The sequence below is a fragment of the Microbulbifer mixtoriginis (SeqCode) genome (assembly GCF_052467705.1).
Genome location: NZ_CP174322.1, coordinates 1,302,865 through 1,329,260, shown reverse-complemented (window position 1 = coordinate 1,329,260; position 26,396 = coordinate 1,302,865). Strand labels below are relative to the sequence as shown.

Below are 26,396 nucleotides of genomic sequence, written 5' to 3'. Positions count from 1 at the left end.
AAAAAACCTTAACATCTGAAAAAGGTGGTCGGCATTATCGACTCACCTTTTTACATTATATAGTGATACCTAATCTAACCGGTAGAGAAATAACCAGAGTTACCTTGTTGCTCTTAAATGACGACCTCAATTAATTTAATTGATTATGTTACTGGCAACAGATTTTGGTGGTATATAAATTATGGAAATGGATAAATTTCTTAGCGATTGTACAATTATTGGTAACTTTAAAGAAGTTCCGGTTCACCTACAGTCAACAATAAATACTTTTCAGTATCAGTGCCATGCGTTAGGAATTCAAGTAGAAAATGATTTAAGTTTAAATAGTGATGTAAATTTTCCATTCAAATTTATATCTTCAGATAGACGAACTCAGGAAAACCTTCTCTCTTTTTGGTCAGATGATCCCCTACGGCAAGGCTCAGAGTCTGTGATTCAAGCCGCAACTGGCTTGATGTCGGTTCATGGACGTTCCATTGGTGGAATAGATGCCTTGAATGCTCCCTATCTATCTAGCGCATCAGCTGTTTTAACTCTTTTAGGCTGTATAGCCACCGCTATAGGCCATAGACGCGGATTAAATTCGAGAGGATTTCAAACCTCCATGGTATCTGCAGGGTTATTGTGTGTTGGGCAATACCTTGCTGGTGCGACTGTAAATGAATATGCGGAGAATATTCCTCCCGGAGTACACGATCATTCTCAACGACCACCTTTCTGTTCAGAAGATGGTGTGCTTTTTGAATTAGAAACTCTTTCTCCAGAACCTTGGCGTCGATTCTGGAGTGCTCTTGGGATCAGCCAGGAGGATATGAGTAAAGGCTGGCAGTCCTTCCTGCAGCGGTATGCTAAAGCAACATCATATCTGCCAAGAACCCTCATATCAAAAATTTCTTCTTGTAAATTTAAAGATATTGAATTGTTAGCAAGTGAATCGGGGGTCGCAGTATGTCGTCAGAGAACACTCTTAGAAAGGTCCACTGATAGAGATATATCTATTTTATTGGAACGAGGCCCATGGCAACTTAGACCTGAAGTTATTAATAATGAAATATACAAAGATTCTTCAGAAAATATTTTAAATCTAGATACCTCAAATAACTTTATTACTGACCAAACTAAGCCTTTGAGTGGACTTACTGTTATCGAGTCCTGCCGACGGATTCAAGGACCTATAGCTGGCCATTTACTAGCCTTATTGGGGGCTAGGGTAGTACGAATTGAGCCACCTGGTGGTGACCCATTACGAGGAATGCCTCCTCTTGCTGGAGATTGTTCAGCGCGGTTTGACGCACTAAACCATCTTAAAGAGGTTCGGGAAATCGATATTAAAACGCCTGCGGGTCGCGCTGAAGTTCTTTCATTAGTATCTACTGCGGATGTCTTTATTCATAACTGGGCTCCAGGAAAAGCCAAGCAACTACAACTCGACCACGAACATTTGAAAAAGGTAAACCCTGATATTGTTTATAATTATGCCGGTGGATGGGGAATTCTAGATAACGATGTGCACTATCCTGGTACTGATTTCACCGTACAGGCTTATTCTGGACTAGCTAGTGAGCTTTCACATAATAATAAGAATAATGGAGGTACCCTATATACAGCCCTCGATGTTCTTGGTGGGATAATTTCAGCTCAAGGAACCACCTTAGGTCTATTCCGTAAATTTTTTAATAACCAGGGATGTCGTGTAGATACCTCATTACTAGGAAGCGCGACACTTTTAACCCAACCAATTATTAAATCTATTAGGGAAAAACATCAAAAGCCTGAATTTCAGAAAGGAAGGCTATTCAAGACCTTAGATGGATATATCATCCTAGAGTTCTCCTCATCTAATGAACTAATTCCTTTGCTAGATGAAATAAATTTGACGGTCAAAGATTTAGAGCAATCGAACATAGATGAAAAATTAGAGAAAATTCTTGAAGACAAAAATGCTCAAGAGTGGTTATTTATTTTCGAGAAACATAACATCCCATGTAGTCAAGTAATAGAGTCACTCGAAGAGCTACCCAAGCAGCCTCGCTTTAAAGAAAACTTTCAAACCTCAAATTATTCTCGTGTAACCACGCCATGGAGATTCAAATGAACAATACAGGTGTGATTGATATAGTGCCCATTTCGGTGCGACAGGATTGGACTTCTAAAGGATATTATCCCGAGCAAACTGTTTATGAAAAATTTTGCGAAAACGCTATAAAACAACCAAATAAACCCGCAGTACTTGAGAAAGATACAATAACAACTTACAGCCAATTATCTGAATCCGCAGCCCGGCTTGCTAATAGTTTTTTAAAATTGGGGATTGTCAGTGGGGACGTTGTTGTTTATCAGCTGGTCAACTCCTGGCGATCATGTGCTATTGATCTTGCATGTGCTGCAATCGGTGCTGTTGTCTGTCCGATTCCACTTGGGCGAGGCAGCCTTGATATTAAATCTGTTATCAAGCGTACTAATGCCAGAGCATTGATTACTGAAAGATCTTATGCAGATATTGATTACTGTGAAATAATTCAATCGATTCGTCCAAATGCATTATCATTGAGAACATTTATCGTCCAAGGTGATAAACCAGCAGCCAGTGAAACTAACTGGAATGATCTTGATGAATTATTTAAAAATGATCCGCTTAAAACACCGATCAAAGTATGCCCTAATAGCCCTGTAAGGTTTCTTATTTCTTCAGGTACTGAATCAGAACCCAAATTAGTTGCTTATTCACACAATGCTATATTGGGTGGAAGAGGACGGTTTTTAGAAAGAATTACTAAGCCCAATAGAGACTTTCGTGCATTATACCTTATGCCTTTGGGTACTGCATTTGGCTCTAGTGCGACATTTGGCGTGCTTTCCTGGATGGGAGGTTCATTAGTACTTCTTCCAAAGTTTGATATAACTACTGCTATAGAGGCTATACAGCAACATAAACCAAGTCATATTTTTGGTGTTCCCACCATGTTTCAGCGTATGGCGGCGGCTGCAGAACTACAAAAAACTGACTTATCGTGTCTTACGGCCATTGTCAGTGGTGGCGCCATTATTGATCAAGCGACAATTTATCGCTGCGTTAGTGCTTTTGACTGTAGAATTATTAGCCTTTATGGATCAGCCGATGGTATTAATTGTCATAATACATTGGAAGATTCTTTAGATTCTATTTGCAGATCCGTTGGACGTCCAAATCCTAGTATTTGTGAAATTCGAATTGTAGATGATCAAAAGCAACCTTTGGCTCAAGGGGAGATCGGAGAAATAGCTGGGCGAGGGCCAATGACGCCGATGCAATATGTAAATGCCCCAGATCTAGACCAACGTTACAGGGATCATGAAGGCTGGGTTTATACTGGTGATCTGGGTTGTATTGATGATAATGGATATCTTATTCTTCTTGGGAGAAAAAAAGATATCATCATTCGGGGCGGAATGAATATTAGCCCTGTTCAAATTGAAAAAATTGCAACCTCTCATCCTGAGATTATAAGTGCAGCTTGTATTCCTGTACCAGACGAAGATCTTGGCCAAAGAGTTTGTATCTGTATCACTCTGCGCGAAGGTTCAGATCTTCTCTCACTTAATGAAATTAATGATTACCTTAGGGATCAAGGCCTGGAAGTAAATAAACTACCAGAGTATCTGCAATTTTACCGGCAACTACCGATGACCCCTGCCGGAAAAATTAATAAAAAAATGCTTGTGGAAAATATCTCTTCATTGGGAAAGAGCAGAGAACAATCAAGGAATAGTGAATACGATACTGTAACATAATTTTGCTACCATATTGGATACCCCACCTCCCTAAAAAGGATTAAATCGATCATGAGTGCCCCTCCAACTCATATAGATCCGTTCGATAAAATAAAAATTGGACTGGTTCTTTTACTTGCAATGGCATTACCAATGTTCATTCTTTATGCAACTGGTGTGCTGAGCCCATATTTAATTAAAGCGCTACAAGTACAAGAGAGTGACCTGAGCTATATTGTGATGGTTTCTTTTGGATTAGCATCAATTTTATCCCTATTTGCGGGAAATGCTGTCGACTATTTTGGTCTTAGGGCATCATATGTTCTTCACTTCATAACAATTGCAATATCTTTTTTTATAATTAGTATCTCGGATAGCTTATGGACAATCATTGGCGCAATTTCTATAGTTGGTCTTTCTCAAGCCTTAGCCAATCCCTTAACTAATAAGTTAATTGCACTAAGAATCCCAGACTCTAGTAAGGCCATGATGGTCGGTATGAAGCAATCTGGAGTGCAGTTATCAGCATTACTTGCCGGTTTCACTCTGCCTTTTATAGCAAATAATTGGGGTTGGAGAGTATCCTTCTTGGCTGTAGTACCTATAGCAATAGTAATGGCAATACTTAGTTGGAAAGTATCACCAAATAAGCCTCTAGTAAGGAAATCCTCTCAACAATACATTCCAAATAGAAAGCTTGCGCTATTAATGTTAACCCAAGGAGGAATTGGAGCAGTTCTTTCTGCATACATCACTTATATACCAAGCTTTGCAATCAGTTTATCCCTAAGCCCAGAGCAAGCAGGGCTTCTCATTACATTGTTTGGTATTACAGGAATGTCCTCTCGAATTATAATGACACCTATAGCCTCATCATTTGATAATCAAGCAATGTTTATCGTAGGGATGATTGGATTCGCTATTCTAGCCATATTTATCACAATGAAATCAAATATTGAGGCCTCTTGGCCAATTTATATTGGAGTCATTGGAATTGGATTAAGTATTGTGGCAACTAATGCAATAGCTATGGGAATGGTTGTAAAGGATTCAAGATTTGGCCCTATTGCCTATGCATCTGGAATGATATCTGCTGCTTTTTTTGCTGGTATAGCCGTCGGATCATCTATTTTTGGAATGATCATTTCATTCTTTGAATCTTTTTCAAGTGGATGGATATTTACTATTTTAATCCTGTTGATAAGTGGGAGTTCTTGCCTGATTCTTGCAAACCAACATTCTCTCACTCAACAAGAAGCTGTTTAAAATGAATAATTCTTTGTTGGTAGAGAATAAAGAGTCATCTTTTTCAGACTCTTCTACAAGTGTAAATTACACAGCCATATATGCCATAACCAATACCTTAGAGAGAATTTCTTATTCTTGTGATGATAATTTCCCAATATTTACATCCCCCCAGGATAATCAGTGGAAATTTTCTTCAGGAGGTTCTTGGATGGGCGGATTTTGGTGTGGCAGCTGGTGGTTAAAGGCAAAAGTCAGTGGAAAGGATATTGATAGAAATTACGCGTCTTCTATTTTAGAACGTCTCACACCAAAACTATATTCAGACACAATATTCCGCAGCATGATTTATTGGTATGCATTAGCGCCTGGCATTCGTTTATTTAACGATACTAAGTCTATTTTATTTGCGGAAAAAGCAGCAAAAACCATCTTTCAAAGTTTCAATTCGAAGTGGGATTGCTATCCTATGGGAACCGCTTTGGGGGCAGGAGAAAAAGGAAAAAACACACTAAATATTGATGGCCTTGCTGCTCTTATCCAACTGTTACAGTATGGTAACTCTGAAACCCGTTCTACTGCAAAATCACACACCGATTCAATTATTAAGTTTATGCTCGACCCAAGTGGTAATTTTTCTGCAAATGCTACACTTGGAAGCAATAAAATAAAAATAAGCAATTCTTCCAAGGGTTGGGCTCGAGGTCATAGTTGGGGACTTTTGGGCTTAGCTACTGCTTCCCGTCTTTGGGGCGGAGATTATCATACATTGGCTGAATCATTGTGCGTTGAATGGCTTAATGAATATTCTGATAAATTCCCTAAGAACCTTAAAAATGGAAATCGAAATCACCTGGATCCCTCTGCATCACTGATCGCGGCATTATCAATGTATAAACTTTCCGCATGTCCAAACAATATGATTGATTGGCGAGCAGAAGCCAACTCTATTATTAAAAATATAATTGAGTCTGACTACTTCAATATAAACGACCAGTCCCATGAGGCATATTTTAATGGTTGCTTTTTTCGTATTAACTCTAGCGAAGAAAGTTTAGGTGAAACAATATGGGGATATTTTTTTCTTCTGCAGGCCCTGCTTATATCAGAAAAAATTATTGACCAAAACGATATTTAACAAAATGAATTAGAGGCTCAACTTTAGAGATGAATCACAACATAGGGATATGCATTATTTCTGAGAATCCTGCTCTTATTGAAGAGCTGGATTATATTTTTTCTCTTATCCATGTCATTCAAAATCCTGAGGATGATTGCTCATTTACGATAGAGCCATTTTCTCTACCGCCGAAAAATAATAGGGACATATTGAATGCCACTATAAAACAAGCTCAACACTATCTAACGAATGCTGGCAAACGTCATGAATTCTCATTTACTCCATATATATTTAGAGATTTAAATGAAGCAATTAAGGTGTTGCCTGGGGAAAATACTGTTTTTGACATATTTATTGTTGACACTGAATATTTACCTGAATACTCCAAAGAGGCCAACATTAGCTTACCCGAAAGCCCTTTTGATTTATTAATATCATCTTGTAAAGTACGTACACTTACTCCATTTTCTAAAGTTATGTACGTGCCAGAAGAGAGTCTAAATAGTATTTTATCATATGTTGATGGCAGTACTCAGATTCAAGTTCTACAAGACGATCCGGATTTAGTTAGGGCGAAACTGCTAAAACTATTGATTGATCACATGGAGCACGGTTATCTCAATAAGTTATTATCAAGAACTGCAGCAACCACTAAATCACCAATTGGACTCGCCCAGGCAATCTTTAGTCACATGCAAGAATTCTGGCCGAAGCAATGGGATTTCCACTATTATACGGGCTCTATGGTAGCCAACTTAATTCGCTCAATACAGGCATTATGTACGGATGTCCAGGATGATTCATCGCCCAGATGTTTAACTGGTAATAATGAGCATTGTTTAGCTGCTGGCGCATTAGCAGGATGGCAACTATTCGAGCGTTCATACGTTATTACAGTCACTTCTGGTATGATTGATGAATTTCGTGGTACTTTATCCAACCTTCAAAGAGCAAAAGCCCCAGGTTTAATTATATGTGCTGATAGTCCAGCTGATTCTTGGTTTGCTTTTCAGGGAACAATTGACGTTGATACTGATGGGCGTGAAGTCATAGCTGCCAGAAGGATACCCCACGTATACCTACATGATCGGGAAATCTTATCAGAACAGCTGAATAAGGCTTTTCAAGTCATGCATGAAAATCCTGGTCCCGTTTTTATTTTTGCCACTCCAAATATACTCGAGTCTAGGGAGAATACATTTAGCCCATCTGAATTCATATCAAAAGTATCCGAACCTGATGATATACATCAGAATGATCTCGATACTGTTATGAACTTAATTAACAATTCTGATATCAGATTACTCTGGAACTGTGGTCCGCTTTCTAAGTATGAGCTTGAGTTGGTAACCCAGATTGCGCAAGATGCAGGTATAGCTCTAACCGATTCATTAACTCATCCAGGTACGGTTCAAGCTTATAGAAATGGAAAACTAAATAAAAACTATCTTGGAACCTTCGGCGTCTATGCTTTCAGTCGACGGGTTTATCACTACCTACATGACAATGGAAAACTACGAGGGCCGGATACTCTTAGTCAATTTTTTTTAAAACATAAAATTGATCAGGCTGCGACCCCATTTTCAGAAGGTAAACTGAAGCGTAATATCCATATCGTCCAAGTTAATAAAAATAAACGTCATCTCTCTCCTTACAGCAATATTGCCCTTAATATGCCTCTTGTAAAACTCTTGGAGTATATAAAGGCGCACTTAGACGTACAGGATCACATCAAAGCAAATCGCTTAGCATACTTGACAGAGGCTACAAATCTTGACGAATGTGTACCCGGGGATTATATGGCCAGCCTTCCAATGTCAGCCAATTATTTCATGTTGAAATTAGGTCAACAGGTTAGGAGATTAATTGAGAACAATGCATTTGAATTCATTGGTGTTTATGATGTAGGGCGCTGTGGGTTATCTGCAATACGTAATATACCAAGGACCTGTCGTAGTTTTTCTGGCTGGTACGGAAGAGCACTAATGGGAGATGCGCTTTCTGCCCTACCCTACATTGCTAGAACTTCTGATAAAAATGTATTGGCATTTATTGGCGATGGTGCACGAGCACTGGTCCCCAATATTGAGAGTCAACTTGTCCATGCTTTATCTCAAAACCCAAATGGGACAAAAATTAATATTACACTTTTGTATCTATGCAATGGTGTTTTATCAATGATTCAAACATATTTGGACAAAAGAACACCATCCGGCTGTGGTCGACAGGTAGTGGTGCCTTTACCACTTCAGGAGAACCATACCGAGCATAAGAGAGAGCCTGTTACTTCCCGCAATATCATTGTTAATCGAACAAGGGTTAGTAGCTATCAGGAGCAGCAAATAGGAGATCTTTTGAATCAAAAGGGAAGAATAAATATTGCTGAGGTGCTTCTATCCCACAATTCTGATGGAGATGGTCTAAGCCTAATCTCTGAAGCCTCCTGGAATCGAATTACAGCTTGAATTTGGACTTAAAAGAATGAAATTTGGATTTATCGCTCACCCAACATCAGTTGCCCTGAAGCGTCATGTTAAACTTATTGATTTGGTCAACCGAAATATTGATGAGCAAAGTAATGGTTATCATGAGGACTACTGGAAAAAGCAAAACCTTGTGCCATTTACTACTTTTGATTCCGTTATCAGTAAGGCAGGGTCACAATGTAGTGGAATTATCCACTATATGCCTCTAACCGCAGAGGAAATGCTTTCGGAACATCGAAATGTAACAAAACGTGTTATTGAGGGAATCAATGACTTACAAAGCCGAGGGGCAGAACTAGTTGGGTTAGGTGGATTCACTGGCATCGTTGGAAATCGGGGCCTGCAGACAACAGAGAAATGCTCAATTCCAATCACCACAGGTAACTCTCTAACAGCTTATGCTGCTCAAAGAAACATTCTACAAGCTATGGAGCGGCTCGAACTATCACCTCAAGGTATAGAAGTTGCCATTATAGGCTATCCAGGCTCTATTTCTCTCGCTATTGCTCAACTACTTATCGATAAAGGTTGTCACCTAACATTAGTGCATCGAGGTAAGAGCGATCCTGATAAATATCTGAACTACCTGCCTAGCCAGATGCATTCATCTGTAACGCTCACTAATAATATTGAAGATTGTTACGGTAGAATTAAATTCTATATTGCCGCAACTTCTACAGGCAGTGTAATAGATCCAGCCAGACTTCTTTCTGGCTCAATAGTGGTTGACGCAGCCTTACCTAAGGATGTAATGCCCACACTACAGCCGAGAGAAGATATTCTGATTATAGATGGTGGCCTGATTTCTGCAGGTCCTGAAGTCAGCTTCGGGGAAGCCACTAAAAATTTTGCTCCAAAGAAGTTCATGAATGGTTGCTTAGCAGAAACTATAGTTTTAACTTTAGAGCAATGCAGAGAAGACTATTCATTAGGTAGAATACTGCCGCCAGAGCGTGTATTAAACATTGGCCAACTAGCGGAAAAACATGGTTTTACCACTGTACCAATGGCCACCGACGGAGAGTGGATTACCGATTCCCATTTTTATGGGCTTCTTCGCCATCATCGTGATATTCAGGTCTCTCTTGATACTTCAAAACACCTACAGCGCACTCAAACCATTAGTAGATTTCGACATCACATTAATCCTGTGATGGCAGATTTTTACCAATTTAATCATATTGAACGTGTTTTTCATCACGGAAGTGGATGTCAACTCACTGATATGGATGGAACAATTTACTTAGATTTTGTTGCCGGTTATGGGTGCCTTAATACTGGGCATAATCACCCTAAAGTAACAAAAGCTATTACAGATTATTTATCATCGGAGAATCCTACTTTTGTTCAGTATGTCTCCATGCCATATCATGCTTCTCTACTTGCAGAGAGGCTGGCTGAGCTTGCTCCAGGAGATTTATCAAGAGTCTTCCTCAGTAACTCAGGTACAGAGGCTGTGGAAGCTGCTATTAAAATGGCTCTTGCCGCAACTTCAACGGGTCGTTTGATATATTGTGATAATGGCTATCACGGAAAAACCCTTGGGGCATTATCTATCACTGGTCGCACTAAACACAGATCAGAATTCGAACCTCTATTACCTGAATGCCATGAAATACCTTTCGGTTCCTTGACCGTATTAGAGGAGGAATTACAGAAAGGTGACGTGAGGGCATTTATCCTTGAGCCTATACAGGGTGAAGGCGGTGTTCTATTACCACCTAAAGGATATTTAAAAGAAGTCAGGCGCTTATGTACTAAATATAATGTCATAATGATTCTCGATGAAGTGCAAACGGGACTAGGTCGAACCGGTAAACTCTTTTGTTGTGAGTGGGAGAATGTGGTACCTGACATTTTAATATTATCCAAGTCACTTTCCGGTGGCACTATTCCAATTGGTGCTACGATATCAAATCCTCGTTTATGGGATAGCGCTTACGGTAGTATGGATCGCTGTATTTTGCATACATCAACTTTTGGAGGCGGAAACCTGGCTGCCGCTACGGCTCTTGCGACTTTAAATGTTATTGTAGAAGAAAATTTAGCGGCTAATGCTATAGCTATGGGAGAAAAACTTAAAAGCTCATTAGAAGAAATTGCCAGTCAATACCCCTTCATTAAGTCTGTAAGGGGAATGGGACTTATGCTTGCAATTGAATTTTCTCAGTCTTTCAAAGGCAGTATTAATGCTACTGCTCAGGAACTTGCTCATCGCTTACCCTGGAATTCTCGTGAAACTTACAAAATGCTGTCAGATAATGCCAAGCATCATATGCTTGCTGCCATTGATGCAATTGAGTCCAATTTGGAAGATATGTTTTCCCTAAGATTCGTTACAAAGCTTTCTCAAGAACATAATATTTTAACTTTTCTTACTGCCAACAATAGTCGCGTGATGCGCATTCAACCTCCATTGGTTTTGAATTCCCAAGAAGCATTAAGATTTATTTCTGCTTTCGATTCAGTATGCCGAGACATGTCTACTTTTATGGACTAACCATCATACATGTTAAGCAATTAATTTTTAATGGAAGCCAGCAGCTAAAGGATAAACATGTCATTATTAACAAAACAACAAGAAAAGCTTGTTCAGAGAGCACGTGATTTTGTACAAACAGAACTCCTTCCTCTTGAAAAGGAGGTTGAAAAATCTGGTGGAATAAGTTCAGAATCTTCTAATGAAATCATAAGAAAATCTCGACAAGAAGGTCTTTTTGCGGCCAATATTGATCGCCGATTTGGAGGAGGGGGACTCACCACATTAGATAACGTTCTCTTGCAAGAACAGTTCGGAGCCACCAAAGAAATTCTTGCACGTCGAGCGGCAGGAAATATCTATGAGTGTATTAAGGAAGGTACAGCCGAACAAATTGAGCGTTTTTTAATTCCTAGTATTAGAGGCGATCGGCACTCAGCATTAGCTGTCTCTGAGCCTGAGGCAGGTTCTGATGCGGCATCTATTACTACTAGGGCCGTACGCTGTGATGCCGGCTGGATACTTAATGGAAGGAAATATTTCATTAGTGATGCGGATTTTTGTGACTACTTTATAGTTGCAGCTGTAACTCAACCAGATCTTGGTCCACGTGGAATCTCTTTGTTTTTGGTTGATAGGAGTCAACAGGGATTTTCCTATGGCAAAAGTTTTAATATGCTCGGATTTAAGGGTACAACGCATCGTGAGCTAATTTTCAACAATCTTATTCTGGGAAAAGATGCGCTGCTAGGAGAGGAGAATGACGGCTTTAGAATCCTGGGCGATACATTAGGAAAAGCAAGATTAAGTAAAGTCGGAGCTAGGGCAATTGGAAAGTGCCATCGTCTGTTGTACTTGATGAAGAAACACGCCCAAGATCGTCAACAATTTAGTAAAGCTCTCATTGATTTTGGCCAAATAAAACAAATGATTGTTGATAGTAATATTGAAATTGCAGCTGCAAGAGCACTTCTTCTACAAACTGCTAAGGAAATTGATACTGGCTTAGATTCTCGGGCTGCCATTTCCCAAGTAAAGATACTCGCAACCGAAACTTTGGGGCGTGTTGCAGATAGGGCTGTCCAAGTCTTTGGCGCCTCGGGCTGTCACGATGAAGAGGTGATTGAGAGTTTCTATCGCGATGCTAGACTGTATCGTATTATAGATGGAACATCAGAAATCCATATGAATATCATAGCGAAGGGTCTAAAAAGATCAGTTGGGCCTTGTTTCGTAGCCAACTAAATTCCCTTGATAGCCAGAACTACTATTTCAGTCAGTTTCTGGCTACACCAGAGAAATTAGGTTGATTGATTTCCTTTTAGAAGGATTAACTTATGATTTTTAACTCTCCAAAAACTAACAGCGGCCATTAGCCCACCTAACAATATAGTAAACATAAAAGGTGAGAGAGGGGAAAACTGGTGAAGAAATGCTCCCATCAATGGGCCCAGGGCCAATCCTAAGCCTTTACTGACGCCATTGATTCCAGCTATTTTCCCCTGTGTATTCTCATCACCACTGAGACTTAATAACGCGAGATTTCCGGGAAAAAGTAAACCCATTCCACCTCCCAGAACTGCCATACCTAAAAATAACCACAGGTAAGAATCTGCAGAAGCAGATATAACTAAGGCTACAACTTGAATGATACAACCACCTATTAATAACTTCTCAGGGGACCATGAAAGTAATTTCATTAACACACCCTGAGTTATAACCATAACTGTCATACTGGTCATCATTACTGCACCAGTTCTTTTAAGTGCCTCTCCCGAGGAATAACCAAATTCATCTTGTAACCTCAAACCAATAACTTGCTGTAATGTTCCATAAATTAGCAGACCACAAAATGTTATGAACAACATTGGTAGCAGATTCTTATAAGATAATCTAAATTTTGTATTTAATGACGAACTTCCAATTTTCTTTGATTCTTGTAGATTATTGCAGCCTAACCACCACAATATTAATAGACTTAATCCAACGATCGAGAACCCTATTGCAATGGAATGCTTACCAATAAGCATCGCTATGAAACCACCAACAATAGTACCAACTCCGAATGCAGCACCCATTTTACCCATTCCTCTTGCGCGGTAGTCACGAGAGGTGAGATCAGCAATAAATGCCTGAGCTGCCGGCATAATACCTCCAACCCCGATTGCCTGGCATAACCTTAAGCAAAGTATAATTAAAAAGACAGACGCCACTGTTATATCAAAAGTTTGCTTTATATATATAGTACTTGCGGTCAATATCAAAAATAAACCCGTGACCAATATACCAATAGATATAATTTTTTTTCTTCCATAAATTTCACTTTTAACCCCCCAAAATGGAGCCGAAATCATCATAGCGAGAGAGGAAACCGTTAATATAAAACCGGTTTGAATATCTGTAAGCCCCAAATTTCTTCCAAGCAAAGGAAATGTTATTACAAATAGACTGTGTGCTACTCCATTAGCAACCAGGATAAGAAGTAATAAATTAATGTTTTGTGCTTTCTTAAAAGACTTAACTGATTCCATACTCACAGTACACTTCCTGTAGTTTTTCATTATTCCTAAATTCAATAGGAGTGCAGCTATATCTCTGTTTAAAGGTCTGTGCAAAATGGCTTGCGCTGCTAAATCCACATAAGAAAGCAATATCTGTAATGCTTCTTTGCTTATCTTTTAACAGTGATCGTGCTCTCGCCAACCGATAATCTCTTAGCCAACCAAATACTGTCTTGCCAAAAGTCTTTTTGAAGGTTCTATTTAATCGACTATGGCTCATCCCTACTATTCTTGACATTTCCTCCAGCGAAGGGACATTAGCCAAATCAGCCGTCATCAAGTTTATTATCTTGTCCATTTCGGATGATTTTTTTGCGACGGGAGTATCATCAGGTGCAAGTTCAGCGAGAGGTCTCAGCCATCGAGCCAATACATCGAGCGTTTTTGCCTCAGCACTCAAACAATCTAAAGCCGTATTGAAAGGGTTTCCCATTAAGTCTGAAATCCAGGATTCATTTGCTTCTTGATAACCCAGCCTCATAAGCCAAGGTGTTCCATTATCGGAAAAAATTCTAGATTTATTTGGAAAGGCAAAACCGACACGTTTTGTTGCATATTTGATTACAACCATTTCATTCTTTTGCTTAGAAGGTGTATATCGAAAAAGCTTACTGCCTCCGGTATTCACCAACCAAACATCACCAGGTCTAATCAAATAATTTATATCATTTTTGGAAAACCCAATGGAACTAACTCCTTCAAATCCAAATATCAGTAGTGTTGTATTTTTTTGATAGCGAATACACGAAAGGTAGTGGTCATTAAACGTACAGCTACTTCCAGTCAAAGTAATATCGTCGCATATTCTACACGTCGTGAACTCCGTATCGCCAATTTCAGGTGGCAGAGAAGTTTGGCTCCACTTGCCCTGGGCCCTACCTGTCTCTTGTAAGTAATTATCAGAGACAATAAATGGTACGCAACCATCAATTACAGACTTTTTCCCACACAACTCCATTTGATCTAATCCATCTATCCATCAAATTTTCACATGAGAATACATTAGATCACCTTCATTTCAAGGAAATTAAACTAACTACCTTTCATTTTCTATAGGTAAGAAACTAAATAGGATGTTATTTATCTAAAGTGTTATTCTGTGACTTTTCTATCCTGATTACTTGTTGAGTAAAGTTATATAAGATCTGAAGAGAGGTTAAATAATCACCTACTTAACAGCCTGGGGCAGAAAACATCTAAAGTTTCAAAATTTCACTCTACTTTATGCCATTGATACTTTTGAAACATTCTTCCATCCATACTGGAAACTATTCTTCTACTTGAACTTTCTCGTCAGATACTATCTAAACTGTGGCCCACCAAGCTATCTTTAGGAGATTCAAGAACTATCGATTTCCCACACGAAAAGTAAGTGTTTTTGTATGCAATGTCGCATCAGCATGAGGAGGAGAGGAACACTATTTCTATACTGAGGCTGCTGTTATGGTACTTCTTACTTAAATATCGTCAGCAGTCAGCAGTCAGCAGTCAGCAGTCAGCAGTCAGCAGTCAGCAGTCAGCAGTCAGCAGTCAGCAGTCAGCAGTCAGCAGTCAGCATCTTTCCATTCTTATTTTCCCATATCTAGATTACAGTTTTCCTATGCTAAACCGCTAGAAAGCCCTTTCATCTATTCAGGGTAATTATTTGTCAGACTTCTTGAGAGGTGTTTCGTTCATGTAATTAATCATACTACCTGCTCTTCTCAATACTGAAGCCTACTTAAGAAAGAACTCACAGCTTATCCTTTAAATCTGTCGGATAATCGAAATTTCTTAGACATCACTTCTACTTTTCAGCAGAATCAGTAGATATTTTATGGTTGCGTAAATGTTCGTCATTTAATTTCATTTGGCAACTGTAAACACCGGTACTTCTACCTATTTTGGATGAGAAAAAAATTTAGTTTATGCTATACGAAATTTTTAACCAACAGGCTAGGTGGTTAGCTTGCCCTTTCATAAAAATCATATTCCTGACAAGCTACATATCACAATTCTAAATATTTTAATATCTAAGATACACTGTCAATATCTAAATCTCACCCCTGAAATTAAAAGTTCATAGTAATCATCAACCAAAATTTATTTGTATCAGATAAATAATCTTTTGCGTTATAGGTTGCATATTTCACCATACCAGACAAATTCTTACTGAAATTAAGATTATATCTGACACTCCATTCACTACCATAAAACGCGTTTCCCTGATTGGCTTCAAAGTTATGATAACTAATGCCCAAATTCCCACCGATCAGTTTTAAGTTGGCAGTAACATACAAATCTTCAACGCCTTTTGCTGGTGTTTTTCTGAATTTATCTGTAAATCCTTGAAATTTATGGGTAGTTGCAAGTGGTGTACTGAAACCAATACCGTTGTTTGCTCCCAGTATCTCGTAACCTATTTTCCCCTTCATTTTTCCTAAGGTGCCTGCAATCTCAGCTAGATAATAATTTGCTGAGTAATCATTAAGGTTTTTATTAATATTTTTCTGGTGTGCGAAACTCAAACGGGTTTCAAAAACACCAAAATTTCCCAGATAATCCATACCGTAAGTACGACTAGAATCATTTATGGCATTATCGAAGTCTAGATTATATAAAAATACAGATAGTTGATGTTTTGTTAAAACAGGGTAGCTAGCTCGAAATAAGTGGATATCCCCTTTGAAATCTGAAAAGTTGCTATCTTCTCCATAAACACGATTGATGTTGTAGATATAGCTGTGATCTAACTGTAATTGACCCGGATTACCATATTGATAGCGTATACCATCGTATGTTCTTTCGTTCTGACGCCAGCTTGCTTTACCCTCCATGCCTCCAACAAAGCGTGGGTTATTTAAGTTAATACGCTGATTACCTACCGTAACTTTCAATTGTTCTAAATTATATCTCAAGTACACCTGATTAATCTCTGTACCTTTGGGGTCAGCCACAACCGGGTATTCAGTCTTGCCATTAACCGTAGAGTTATACTTATCTACACCAATCTCACTCACATTGTCCAACTCAAGGAAGAAGTTCGCCCCCTGAAAGCTACCACTTCTCCAGTTAATACGTGTTCTTAAAGTAGAGGCTACAGCATCTTCATACAAATTATCTTGTTCGACATACTCTGTACGGTATCGAAGGTTCAGTCCAACCTCACCCGACTTTAGAACTTCTGTTATTCTGTTGGTATTACCACCGTTAGCCTCTACTCTTTGAGTATTGCAAACACTTAGGATGAGTATTGTTACCACCATGTATAAATTATTATTTTTCACTCGCTAATCCTTTGCACATTTTAATAAGCTCCGCTACCGGATAGTATCAAAACTCAAACATCCTACTTATCTAACTACGGTAGCTTGCTAATAGTTAGATACCAACCTTATCGGATCCCGAATCATGAACCGATAAGATAAGTATTTGGCTAAGATTAACCTTAAATAAGTCTCATGTCATTTTTCCAGATTCAGCATCATAAAAATACGGCTTCATAAATTACTAGCACCGATAATTACTAACCTCCCAACCATTCTCTTGCACCATTTTCAGGTTAAAAAGACAGTCTAAATGATTATCTCCACCAACTTTATGAAGAGTTAAAGCCTGAAGTGGGATTGTAAAAAAGTCGATCCCGTAATAAACCTGCTTCACAAAAGGAAATCTATGATATAACTAGATGTACCACCCCTTAGAATATATAGTAATTATGAAATGGCGATTGCAGTGAGGATTACTTTAAAAGAGATAGAGATTACACAAAAAGACAACCTTCATTTAACGCTACATCTTTCAGGTAAAGATGAATTAAATACCTCTTCTTACCGTATAAAGCCATTAAATAGTAAAGCTATGCTATTAAATGAAAACTCAAAGAATTTGGCGTTGATGAACGTCAGATATCTAACGCGTATATATTCAAAAATTTCTTTTTGTGCTTAGAAATCATTCTTGAAGTTAAAAGTTTAGCCATCCAGTAACGTCGGTCTTGGAAAAGGATTATTTTGATTGAAGCACAAAATTTGATTGGAACAGCTCAGAATATTTCTTCTGTTTAATAATATTGCTAGATTTAAGTAACAGCTGTAATAGTACACTTTTACAGATTACTAACTTTTATATCATTCATTTAAAATTTAGCCAGGCACCTTAGATGAAAGCTAAATGAATGAGCTTGGAGACAAAATTAGGTTATACCCATCTAAGGAGATCTCTAGTTTCCAGCCGTTACTGAATATACATATACTCGATGCCCTAGTAGAAGGCTACTCGCTACCGTAGGGTCTGGGACTATATGTTCACTCATACCCTTTGTTCGCACTTAAAACCATAACTTCTTCGGCTCACCCAGAACAAAATACCTCAATATCCCACATTACAGGATTTAACCCACTTTTTGCGCCAAAATTTAGCAGTTTCCCCGCCCAAAACCCGCAGATTGCCCCTACTCGCGCCGATTGCTAAGATGCGCGCCTGCCGCTATGGCCCGGCTTCCCCTCTGGTTCCGTATTGCAACACTGGGGCTGCCATCAAACCGATTCTCCCAAGCGTTACCCTCGCCTATCCGCTACGCGGAGGCCCGAGGCTTTCCACAGGAAAAGCGGTACCGAGGCCAGGTGCTATTTTTAACCGCGAGCGCACCGCGACGACTCCCTGCGACTACAGGAACGAAGTTTATGACCCAACCATCGCTGCAGCAGTTGGAACAACACGACGCCTTTATCCATCGCCATATTGGCCCCGATGCCAAACAGGTAGAGGCCATGCTGGAAACCCTCGGAGTTGCCAGCCTCGAAGAGCTGATCGAGAAAACCGTGCCCGAAGCCATTCGCAAGACTGATGAGCTGGATCTGGCCGATGCAATCAATGAAGTTGAGGCCCTCGCAGAGCTGAAAGATATCGCGGCGCGCAACAAGATCTACCGCACCTTTATAGGTATGGGTTACCACGACACCATTACCCCCAATGTGATCCTGCGCAACGTGCTGGAGAATCCGGGTTGGTACACCGCCTATACCCCTTACCAGCCGGAAATTGCCCAGGGCCGCCTGGAAGGCCTGCTGAACTTCCAGCAGATGATTATGGACCTCACCGGTATGGAACTGGCCAACGCCTCCATGCTGGATGAAGGTACCGCAGCAGCTGAAGCCATGGCCATGTGTAAGCGCCAGGTCAAACGCAACAAATCCAACACCTACTTTGTGGACCGGGACTGCCACCCGCAGACCATCGCCGTAGTTAAAACCCGCGCCGAGCACTTCGGCTTCGAGGTCGTTGTAGGCGATGTGGAAAAAGATATTCCCGCCGAACTGTTCGGTGCCCTGCTGCAGTACCCCGGCAGCACCGGTCGCGTACGCGACCTGACCGACATCATCACCAAGGTGCACGAAGCCAACGCACTGGTAACCGTGGCCGCAGATCTGATGAGCCTGGTAGCCCTGCGGGCACCGGGTGATATGGGTGCAGACGTAGTTGTTGGCTGTAACCAGCGCTTCGGCATCCCCATGGGCTACGGTGGTCCCCACGCCGGTTTCTTCGCCTTCCGCGAAGCTTACAAGCGCTCCGCACCGGGTCGTATCATCGGCGTTTCCGTCGACAGCAAAGGCAAGCGTGCCCTGCGCATGGCCATGCAAACCCGCGAACAGCATATTCGCCGCGAGAAAGCCAACTCCAACATCTGTACTTCCCAGGTGCTGCTGGCGGTAATGAGTGCTTTCTATGCGATTTACCACGGCCCTGAAGGCCTGAAAACCATCGCTGCCCGCATCCAGCGCCTGGCAGATATTCTCGCTTCCGCCCTACAGCAGGAAGGCTTCAATCTGGCCCACGACAGCTGGTTCGATACCCTGAATGTCACCGTTGGCGCCAAGCAGGAAGAGATTTACCAGCGCGCCCTGGCCGCTGAGATCAACCTGCGTAAAATTGGTGAAGACGCCCTGGGTGTGAGCCTGAGTGAGACCGCCACCCTGCAGGATGTGTCCGACCTGATCAATGCCTTTATCGGCACCGAACACAGCATCGATCTGCATACTCTGGACAGCGAAATTGCCAGCAAGGGCTCTCTGGGTGTACCCGCCTCCCTGGTGCGCGATACTGAATTCCTAACTCACCCGGTGTTCAACACCTACCACTCCGAAACCGAGATGCTGCGCTATCTCAAGTCTCTGGAAGCCAAGGATATCGCCCTGAATCACTCCATGATTCCCCTGGGCTCCTGCACCATGAAGCTGAACGCCACCGCCGAGATGATCCCGGTCACCTGGCCAGAGTTCGGCAAGCTGCACCCCTTCGCACCAGTAGATCAAGCGGAAGGCTACGCAGAAATGTTCCGCCAGCTACAGCAAATGCTGTCCGCCTGCACCGGTTACGATGCGGTGAGCCTGCAGCCCAACGCCGGTTCCCAGGGCGAATACGCTGGCCTGGTTGCTATCAAGAAGTACTTCGAAGCGAAGGGCGAAACCCAGCGCGACATCTGCCTGATTCCCGCCTCTGCCCACGGCACCAACCCGGCTTCCGCCATGATGGTGAGCATGAAAGTGGTTGTGGTTGCCTGTGATGATAAAGGCAATGTGGATATCGAAGACCTGAAAGCCAAAATCGAAGAGCATGGCGACCGCGTTGCCGCACTAATGGTCACCTACCCATCTACCCACGGTGTGTTCGAAGAAGGTATCCGTGAAGTTTGCGACCTGGTACACCAGGCTGGCGGCCAGGTTTATATCGACGGCGCCAACATGAACGCCTTGATCGGCGTAGCGGCTCCGGGCCAGTTCGGTGGTGACGTATCCCACCTGAACCTGCACAAAACTTTCTGTATCCCTCACGGTGGTGGCGGCCCCGGTATGGGTCCGATCGCTGTTGGCGAACACCTGAAGCCCTACCTGGCAGCCCACCCGGTGACTGAAGTACCGGAAACCAACCTGGATAACGGCACCATCTCCGCTGCTCCCTGGGGCTCCGCCAGTATCCTGCCGATCAGCTGGATGTATATCCGCATGATGGGTAAGCAGGGTATGAAGCAGGCTACCGAGATGGCAATCCTGAACGCCAACTACGTAGCCAAGAAGCTGGGTGAGCACTACTCACTTCTCTACACCGGCACCAATGGCTTTGTTGCCCACGAGTGCTTGGTTGACCTGCGCCCGCTCAAGGAAGCTAGCGGTATCACTGAAGAGGATATCGCCAAGCGCCTGATGGACTTTGGCTTCCACTCCCCTACCATGTCCTTCCCGGTAGCCGGCACCCTGATGATCGAGCCTACCGAAAGTGAATCCAAAGGTGAGCTGGATCGCTTTATCGAGGCTATGGCAACAATTCGCCAGGAAGTGGAAGATGTAACCAGCGGTAAATACACTCCTGAGGATAACCCTCTACACAATGCCCCTCACACCCTTGAGGACGTCATGAGCGATGAGTGGACCCACAGCTACTCCCGCGATATCGCCGCACGCCCAGCGGCGTGGTTAAAAGAGCACAAGGTGTGGCCTGCTGCTAACCGTATCGACAACGTATACGGCGACCGCAACCTGATCTGCTCCTGCCCTCCTATCGAGAGCTACGCCGAGTAGAACCCAACACTCTCACAGGTGGATTTAAAAGCGGGCTTTATGCCCGCTTTTTTCATTTTTATTGGGTCGAATTAAACTTCGCCCACCCATAAAGTACTTTCTTCCTCTCAGCTAATGGTAAGGAACACCCAATGAAAAGCGGCAAACAAAGAAGAATCGAAATTAAGCAAGCTCGAAGAAAAAAAAGGGAAGCTAAATAGAGGCAAGATCCTTGATCAGTTCAGTGGCCCATTCCCGACTGGGCTATTGCGGTAGATAGGGCAGCAATTGTGCACCACTCTTACTACATTGCCATTCCTCTCTACTACCTGGATCAAGAATTTCAATGTAAAGATTGTGGCTCAGAAGAAGTATGGACAGCAAAGCAACAAAAATGGTGGTATGAAATCGCCAAGAGAGACTTTGAGACCTCTGCGATTCGCTGTCGTCCCTGTAGGAAAAAGAGAAACCAAGCGAAGGCAGAACAGAAAGCTCATATGGAAGCGATGGCAAAGAAAAAGCCACACCCCAATGAGGCCTTCTTTAAAAAGAGCTTTATTAAAAAAGAGTAGAAGTGTATCCGCCAAGAGTCAGAAACAACTCCTTAGGAGCTGAGTATAAGGGTTGTATTTCGGAGTGTTTACTACCCACTCCGAAATAGATTTACTAAAGAGAATTAACTAAATCACAACTATCAATATTTTTGAACTACTTAAGGCAACTAGGAACCGCTGAAGTACCTGGCCAAACTGTAGAAAGATAGCTGCTAGAATCTTTAGTCACATTAAATATCATTGTGCCGCCACCAAGGTTATTATTTTCGTTACAGGAGGCCAAAGCACTTGCGGTAGATGCACCATTCATCACAGTGGAAGCTCCAACACCCAGCTTAGACTTATCAACACCCAGATTGATATACTTCTGGATTCTTGATGTACAACTTGAGCCCAACCAATAGCTCATCTCCCAGCCATAAGTTAGTTGATCGCCCAGTTTCTTGCCATTCCATTCAGCCTGAAAAGCATCGGTATCACTCCAGAGTGCTTTGGAAATGATTTTATTCGGCATTTTCTCTCGCAATGCACTAGTCACTTTTACCAGGGAGTCAGAATAGGTTTGGCTGCACTGTGAGTACTCATCATCAATATCAATACCATCCAGACCATATTGATCCACTGCATCTTTCAACTGCTGAGCAAAGTCATCAGCGGATTGCTCATCGGCAAAACAAGACCAACCTGCATTTTGGTGATTTCCGAGAACACTGAGTACCACTTTCGTACCCTTGTCTTGCAAGTCTTGTACTGTACTCAAATTGTTATTGAGCAGGTCTGACACTTGGTCATTAAAATGCAAGACCGCTTTCTGACCATCATAATTAATATTTGCCGCAAAGATCACAGCTATATCGAACAACTGACTGCCATCGCTCTCTGTAAAACAGCCCGCATTTCCCAAGTTATTACTGTTAACCTCTACGTAGGCAACTTTGGGAGCAGATCCACTTTCCTGAGGAGTATCTGATTTACACAGTGTTGAGCCCAGCTCACGGATTTCATTCTTGCGTGAACCACATCCATAGCCACTGCCATCCATGGAGGCATTACCGGCAAGGTTTGCAATTTCCCAGTCTCCCAGAACAGAGCACAGCTCATCTTTATAAATTTGTGCCTCAAGATAGGTAACCGGGTCTGCATCGGACGAACAACTGCTGCCACTAACAACATGTGGTACTGAAGGTTCAGACTTACATAGTGTCTTGGAGATTTGGCGACTTTCATTATCCGTCAATTGGCAATTGTCACCCAGGTGCTCTATTGAAGCCCCTCCTGATAGACCGACAAGATCACCACTATTGAGAAGACCACAAAATTCATCAGGATAATTAAGCGCTTCAGAATAGCTTACTTTGGTAGCATCAGAGGGACATACGCCTGAACTGACCACTTCAATATCTGCGTAGGCACCAGCCTGAAATAAAAAGGTGGCACAAGCAGCTTGCATTGCTCTAAGTGTTGGTTGTTTCATATCTATGCTCATTTTTTATTATGTAGTTATGTGAATTTTACAATCTAACATCTAAAGTCAAAAAATGGTGTAGTGCATTTGCTCTACACCCAATACTACGATCAACGAGGTGTTAGAATTTATAGTTTGCACCAATATAAAATCGGCGCCCAGAGTAGTTGTTGTATGTCATCCGATTTTCCTGTTTCCAATATCCCTCCGCCACTTCTTCAGTTAAATTGATAATAGAGGCAGAGATATTAAAGTTATCAGTGAAGGTATAGGTTGCATTCAGATCCAACTGTCCGTAGTCCTTATCGTATACCGCATACCCACGATGTAAACTTGTAACCCTGTCATCCACCCAATTATAGGAGGCACGAACACCGAAATTTTCATTCTCATAAAATGCAGATAAATTATATTGGTGTCTCGCGGTACCAGGTATCTCAGCTTCGATTGACTCATTAGCAAGAATGATGGTGGAAGTGCCGGTATCCGTAAATGTATAGTTGGCCATAAGACCGAAGCCGCTTTCGAAAGCATGCTGGGCAAACAACTCCACCCCTCTAGAAGTTGCGTTTCCTCCCCCTATCTGCCCCTTCATTTCCACTTCAATAGGGCCATTACAACAATCGTGCTCACGCTCAACAATTTCAGTTACTTGGATTGGCAGATTGTCAATATCTTTGTCAAATAAAGTTACACCCAATGCAGAACCATCGGCGTAATACCACTCTAGGCCCAGATCGAACTGCTTGGAGATCATGGCCTCCAGATCCGTATTCGCAAAGAAGCCACTTCCTCGCCCCGTCCACTCATCCGGAGAAACAATATGAACTGGTGGACCATAAGTTTCAGCCTGCCCCAAATAAGCGTAACTCACCCTTGACATGGCTTTAGAGGCTGTAAATCGTATTACCAGATCATCAGTTAGATCCCAGGCAACATTCAAACTTGGCAAAAATTCTTTTGTGGTATTACTGCGGGAGTTAGCAATAACTTCATCCGATTCCATTCCAGTAATATCATCATACGTTTCTGTAGATAATTTTGTGCTGACATAGCGAACCCCCAAGTTTCCGCGGAAGTCTCGCCATATAAAATCAGCTTGGGCATAGGTTGAGAATATTTCTTCATCAATTGTATAAGTGCCAGATAGTACTGGCATAACAGTGAGGTTGAAGTTTCCACGCACATAGTCCATCAAGGCATCGGTATCAAATGCCAGATAATCAATTGCACCTGTATTACCAGCACTATTATCAACTACCTTATCGCTAATTAAAGTTGAAGTATCTGGGTGGTAATCAGGATTGTGGAACCATTGATCGCCAGATAACCAACCTCGGTAACCGCCATTATCATCAGTCTCGTCATCCCAGCGATAGATATCTCTATAGGATCTAGCCTCATGATCCCTATACTTTGTGCCCACATAAAACTTATTAACAATTCCCCAGTTAGTATCAAATGCCAAATCTAGCTGATAGTAACTCTCTTCATCGCTATTTTCCGTAGCATCTGAGCCAAACCAGTCATAGTAGGGATAAGCTTCAGTATCTTTTGTGAGATCTGTGGAAACTTCATAGCTCGGCTTACCATCTGCAATTGACCAAAGCCAGCTATCCACGGAACCATAACGAGCATCCATATTAGCGTATGTGAGTTCAGAAGTTCCCCCCTCTGCTTCTGTATGCCCAACATTTATAGCCGCGGTATAAAAGCCCCCTTCATAGATAACTTCAAAATCATAAGTATTAGATTCCGATTCACCCTTGCGGGTATAGCCTGTCAGCTGGGGAGACATCAAACCACGGTATACGTCTACACCGCCATTTACATCTCCATCGCCCCAGTTATTTTCATTAAGGTCACCATTGTCGTTAAAACCATAGGTGACGACTGTATCTCCATCCACTTCAATGCCATAGTATGCATCGTCATGATCATTCCATTCCGCAAATGTCAGGCTTTGAGTATTAGTGTCATAGCCAAGCTTGGAACCGAAATAAGCAAAACCAAACTCCAGGCGTTCAGTGGGTCGCCACTGTGCGGCAAGCTGGTATCCATCACGGGTTCGGTCTTCCTTAGAGTTGTGAATACTGACCTGCGTGGGCGCCCACACATTGTTGAAAACTTCTTCTGTGGTCTGGTCAACAAGAGCTGACAAATCTGCATTTTCATCAGTATCTGAGTGCAAACGCCAGCCACTTGCATAATTGGTAACTCCGGTTACGCCACGGTCCTGGCTGGTGTACCCCACTAAAATACCAAAAGTTTCGCTCTCATTTTTCCAGGAGTAGAAAGCATTATATTGTGGGTCCCACTCTTCGGTAGTATCTGAATAAGTCGCCTCTGTGGTGATTACACCTTGTCCAGCATCAAGATCAAGAGGTTTGTGGCTATGTAGGATAACGGTACCACCGACACCACCTTCATCAATTCTTGCCTCGGGGCTTTTATAAACCTCTGCCCTACTGATCATACTGGAGGGAAGTAATAAGTAGTTAAAATTTCTGGAGGGAGCTCCACTACCGGAAGTAGCAATGTAATTTCCATTTAACTGGGTGAGAGTCCACTCTGAGCTAGTTCCCCGAATACTAACCGTGCTACCTTCACCACCACTGCGATCGATAGTGACACCTGGCACACGCTGGAGAGAATCAGCTACATTTTTATCGGGGAACTTACCAATATCTTCTGCAGTAATAGCATCTACTACTGCAAGGGAATCCCTTTTGATTTCAAGGTTTTTGGTAGCACTCTCAAGAATTCCAATGACTTGAACCTCTTCAATTCTCTCATCAGAGTCCGAAGTATCTTCCGCGATTGCCATGCTGCTAACGACCAGCGAGATAGCAGTAACCATAGACTTCTGCCTGAAACCTCTGCTCCAGGTATTAACCCTTTTTCGGCTATTCTTCTTCATTATTTTCATAGCATCCCAACTTTCTATTTTTTCTCTCACCGGTTCAAAAAATGCCAGCCCCTTCAAAGGGCTGGCGTAAAACTGTCAGGGGACCCTAAACCCCAAAAAGACAGTTCATTTGTTGAGCACTAAAACCCTAAAAAAAAACCTTGATGGAGAGGTAATCAATACTGGGATACTAATGAAACAAAATCGGCGTTTTAGATTTTTAAGAAAAAACAAGCAGTCGCAGAAAGCCAAAAATGAATCGACTAACTACCTGTTTTAAGGAATAAAATCCC

At 41.9% G+C, this 26,396-nt stretch carries 15 protein-coding genes; 10 read left to right on the top strand and 5 right to left on the bottom strand.

Translation table 11 applies throughout. The features are described 5' to 3' along the window. The first annotated feature begins 181 nt into the window (after positions 1-181). From ACJJIB_RS05875 to ACJJIB_RS05845, 7 genes are read left to right on the top strand one after another with little or no spacing between them, the layout of a single operon-like run. Positions 182-2,095, top strand: a complete 1,914-nt coding sequence (locus ACJJIB_RS05875; RefSeq protein WP_444888180.1) for a CoA transferase — start codon at positions 182-184, stop codon at positions 2,093-2,095. Then, positions 2,092-3,771: a class I adenylate-forming enzyme family protein gene (locus tag ACJJIB_RS05870; protein WP_444888179.1), complete on the top strand. Its 1,680-nt coding sequence runs from the start codon at positions 2,092-2,094 to the stop codon at positions 3,769-3,771. Before ACJJIB_RS05875 ends, ACJJIB_RS05870 begins: the two co-directional genes overlap by 4 nt. 51 nt (positions 3,772-3,822) lie before the next feature. Next, the gene (locus tag ACJJIB_RS05865; RefSeq protein ID WP_252084775.1) at positions 3,823-5,016 is read left to right on the top strand and encodes an MFS transporter; all 1,194 of its coding nucleotides are present in this window, start codon (positions 3,823-3,825) and stop codon (positions 5,014-5,016) included. A 1-nt stretch (position 5,017) separates the two neighbouring features. Beyond that, a complete protein-coding gene (locus ACJJIB_RS05860; protein WP_444888178.1) occupies positions 5,018-6,133 on the top strand; it encodes a hypothetical protein in 1,116 nt (371 codons plus the stop codon). Positions 6,134-6,162: 29 nt separating this feature from the next. After that, positions 6,163-8,580, top strand: coding sequence for a hypothetical protein (locus ACJJIB_RS05855; RefSeq protein WP_444888177.1), 2,418 nt, complete (start codon positions 6,163-6,165; stop codon positions 8,578-8,580). A gap of 16 nt (positions 8,581-8,596) precedes the next feature. Further along, on the top strand, positions 8,597-11,101 hold the full coding sequence (gene pigE, locus ACJJIB_RS05850; RefSeq protein WP_444888176.1) for a prodigiosin MAP biosynthesis aminotransferase PigE: 2,505 nt from the start codon (positions 8,597-8,599) through the stop codon (positions 11,099-11,101). Between the two features lie 57 nt (positions 11,102-11,158). After that, positions 11,159-12,325, top strand: a complete 1,167-nt coding sequence (locus ACJJIB_RS05845; RefSeq protein ID WP_444888175.1) for an acyl-CoA dehydrogenase family protein — start codon at positions 11,159-11,161, stop codon at positions 12,323-12,325. A gap of 56 nt (positions 12,326-12,381) precedes the next feature. Here ACJJIB_RS05845 and ACJJIB_RS05840 read toward each other — a convergent pair whose 3' ends face one another. From ACJJIB_RS05840 to ACJJIB_RS05830, 3 genes are all read right to left on the bottom strand, one after another. After that, complete coding sequence (locus tag ACJJIB_RS05840) at positions 12,382-13,611, bottom strand: MFS transporter (protein WP_444888910.1); 1,230 nt, start codon at positions 13,609-13,611, stop codon at positions 12,382-12,384. Next, entirely contained in the window at positions 13,598-14,599 is a 1,002-nt protein-coding gene (locus ACJJIB_RS05835) for a helix-turn-helix domain-containing protein (RefSeq protein ID WP_252084770.1), read from the bottom strand. The genes ACJJIB_RS05840 and ACJJIB_RS05835 overlap by 14 nt, the downstream gene beginning before the upstream one ends. 1,093 nt (positions 14,600-15,692) lie before the next feature. After that, positions 15,693-16,907 (bottom strand): hypothetical protein, encoded by a 1,215-nt coding sequence (locus ACJJIB_RS05830; protein WP_444888174.1) that lies wholly within the window; start codon positions 16,905-16,907, stop codon positions 15,693-15,695. A 436-nt stretch (positions 16,908-17,343) separates the two neighbouring features. Between ACJJIB_RS05830 and ACJJIB_RS05825 the strand changes: the two genes are divergently transcribed. The 3 genes from ACJJIB_RS05825 to ACJJIB_RS05815 all read left to right on the top strand — a co-directional run bounded on the left by ACJJIB_RS05825 (position 17,344) and on the right by ACJJIB_RS05815 (position 21,748). After that, positions 17,344-17,571 carry a hypothetical protein gene (locus tag ACJJIB_RS05825; protein ID WP_444888173.1) on the top strand — a complete coding sequence of 76 codons (228 nt, stop codon included), beginning with the start codon at positions 17,344-17,346 and terminating at the stop codon, positions 17,569-17,571. A 734-nt stretch (positions 17,572-18,305) separates the two neighbouring features. Next, a complete protein-coding gene (gene gcvP / locus ACJJIB_RS05820) occupies positions 18,306-21,197 on the top strand; it encodes an aminomethyl-transferring glycine dehydrogenase (protein ID WP_444888172.1) in 2,892 nt (963 codons plus the stop codon). A gap of 269 nt (positions 21,198-21,466) precedes the next feature. Then, positions 21,467-21,748, top strand: a complete 282-nt coding sequence (locus tag ACJJIB_RS05815; RefSeq protein WP_444888171.1) for a zinc-ribbon domain-containing protein — start codon at positions 21,467-21,469, stop codon at positions 21,746-21,748. A gap of 136 nt (positions 21,749-21,884) precedes the next feature. On the opposite strand, the gene ACJJIB_RS05810 is transcribed toward ACJJIB_RS05815, so the two are convergent. Together ACJJIB_RS05810 and ACJJIB_RS05805 are read right to left on the bottom strand one after the other, a co-directional pair. After that, a complete protein-coding gene (locus ACJJIB_RS05810; RefSeq protein WP_444888170.1) occupies positions 21,885-23,204 on the bottom strand; it encodes a glycosyl hydrolase family 18 protein in 1,320 nt (439 codons plus the stop codon). A 112-nt stretch (positions 23,205-23,316) separates the two neighbouring features. After that, a complete protein-coding gene (locus ACJJIB_RS05805) occupies positions 23,317-26,181 on the bottom strand; it encodes a TonB-dependent receptor (RefSeq protein ID WP_444888169.1) in 2,865 nt (954 codons plus the stop codon). Positions 26,182-26,396 lie beyond the last annotated feature (215 nt).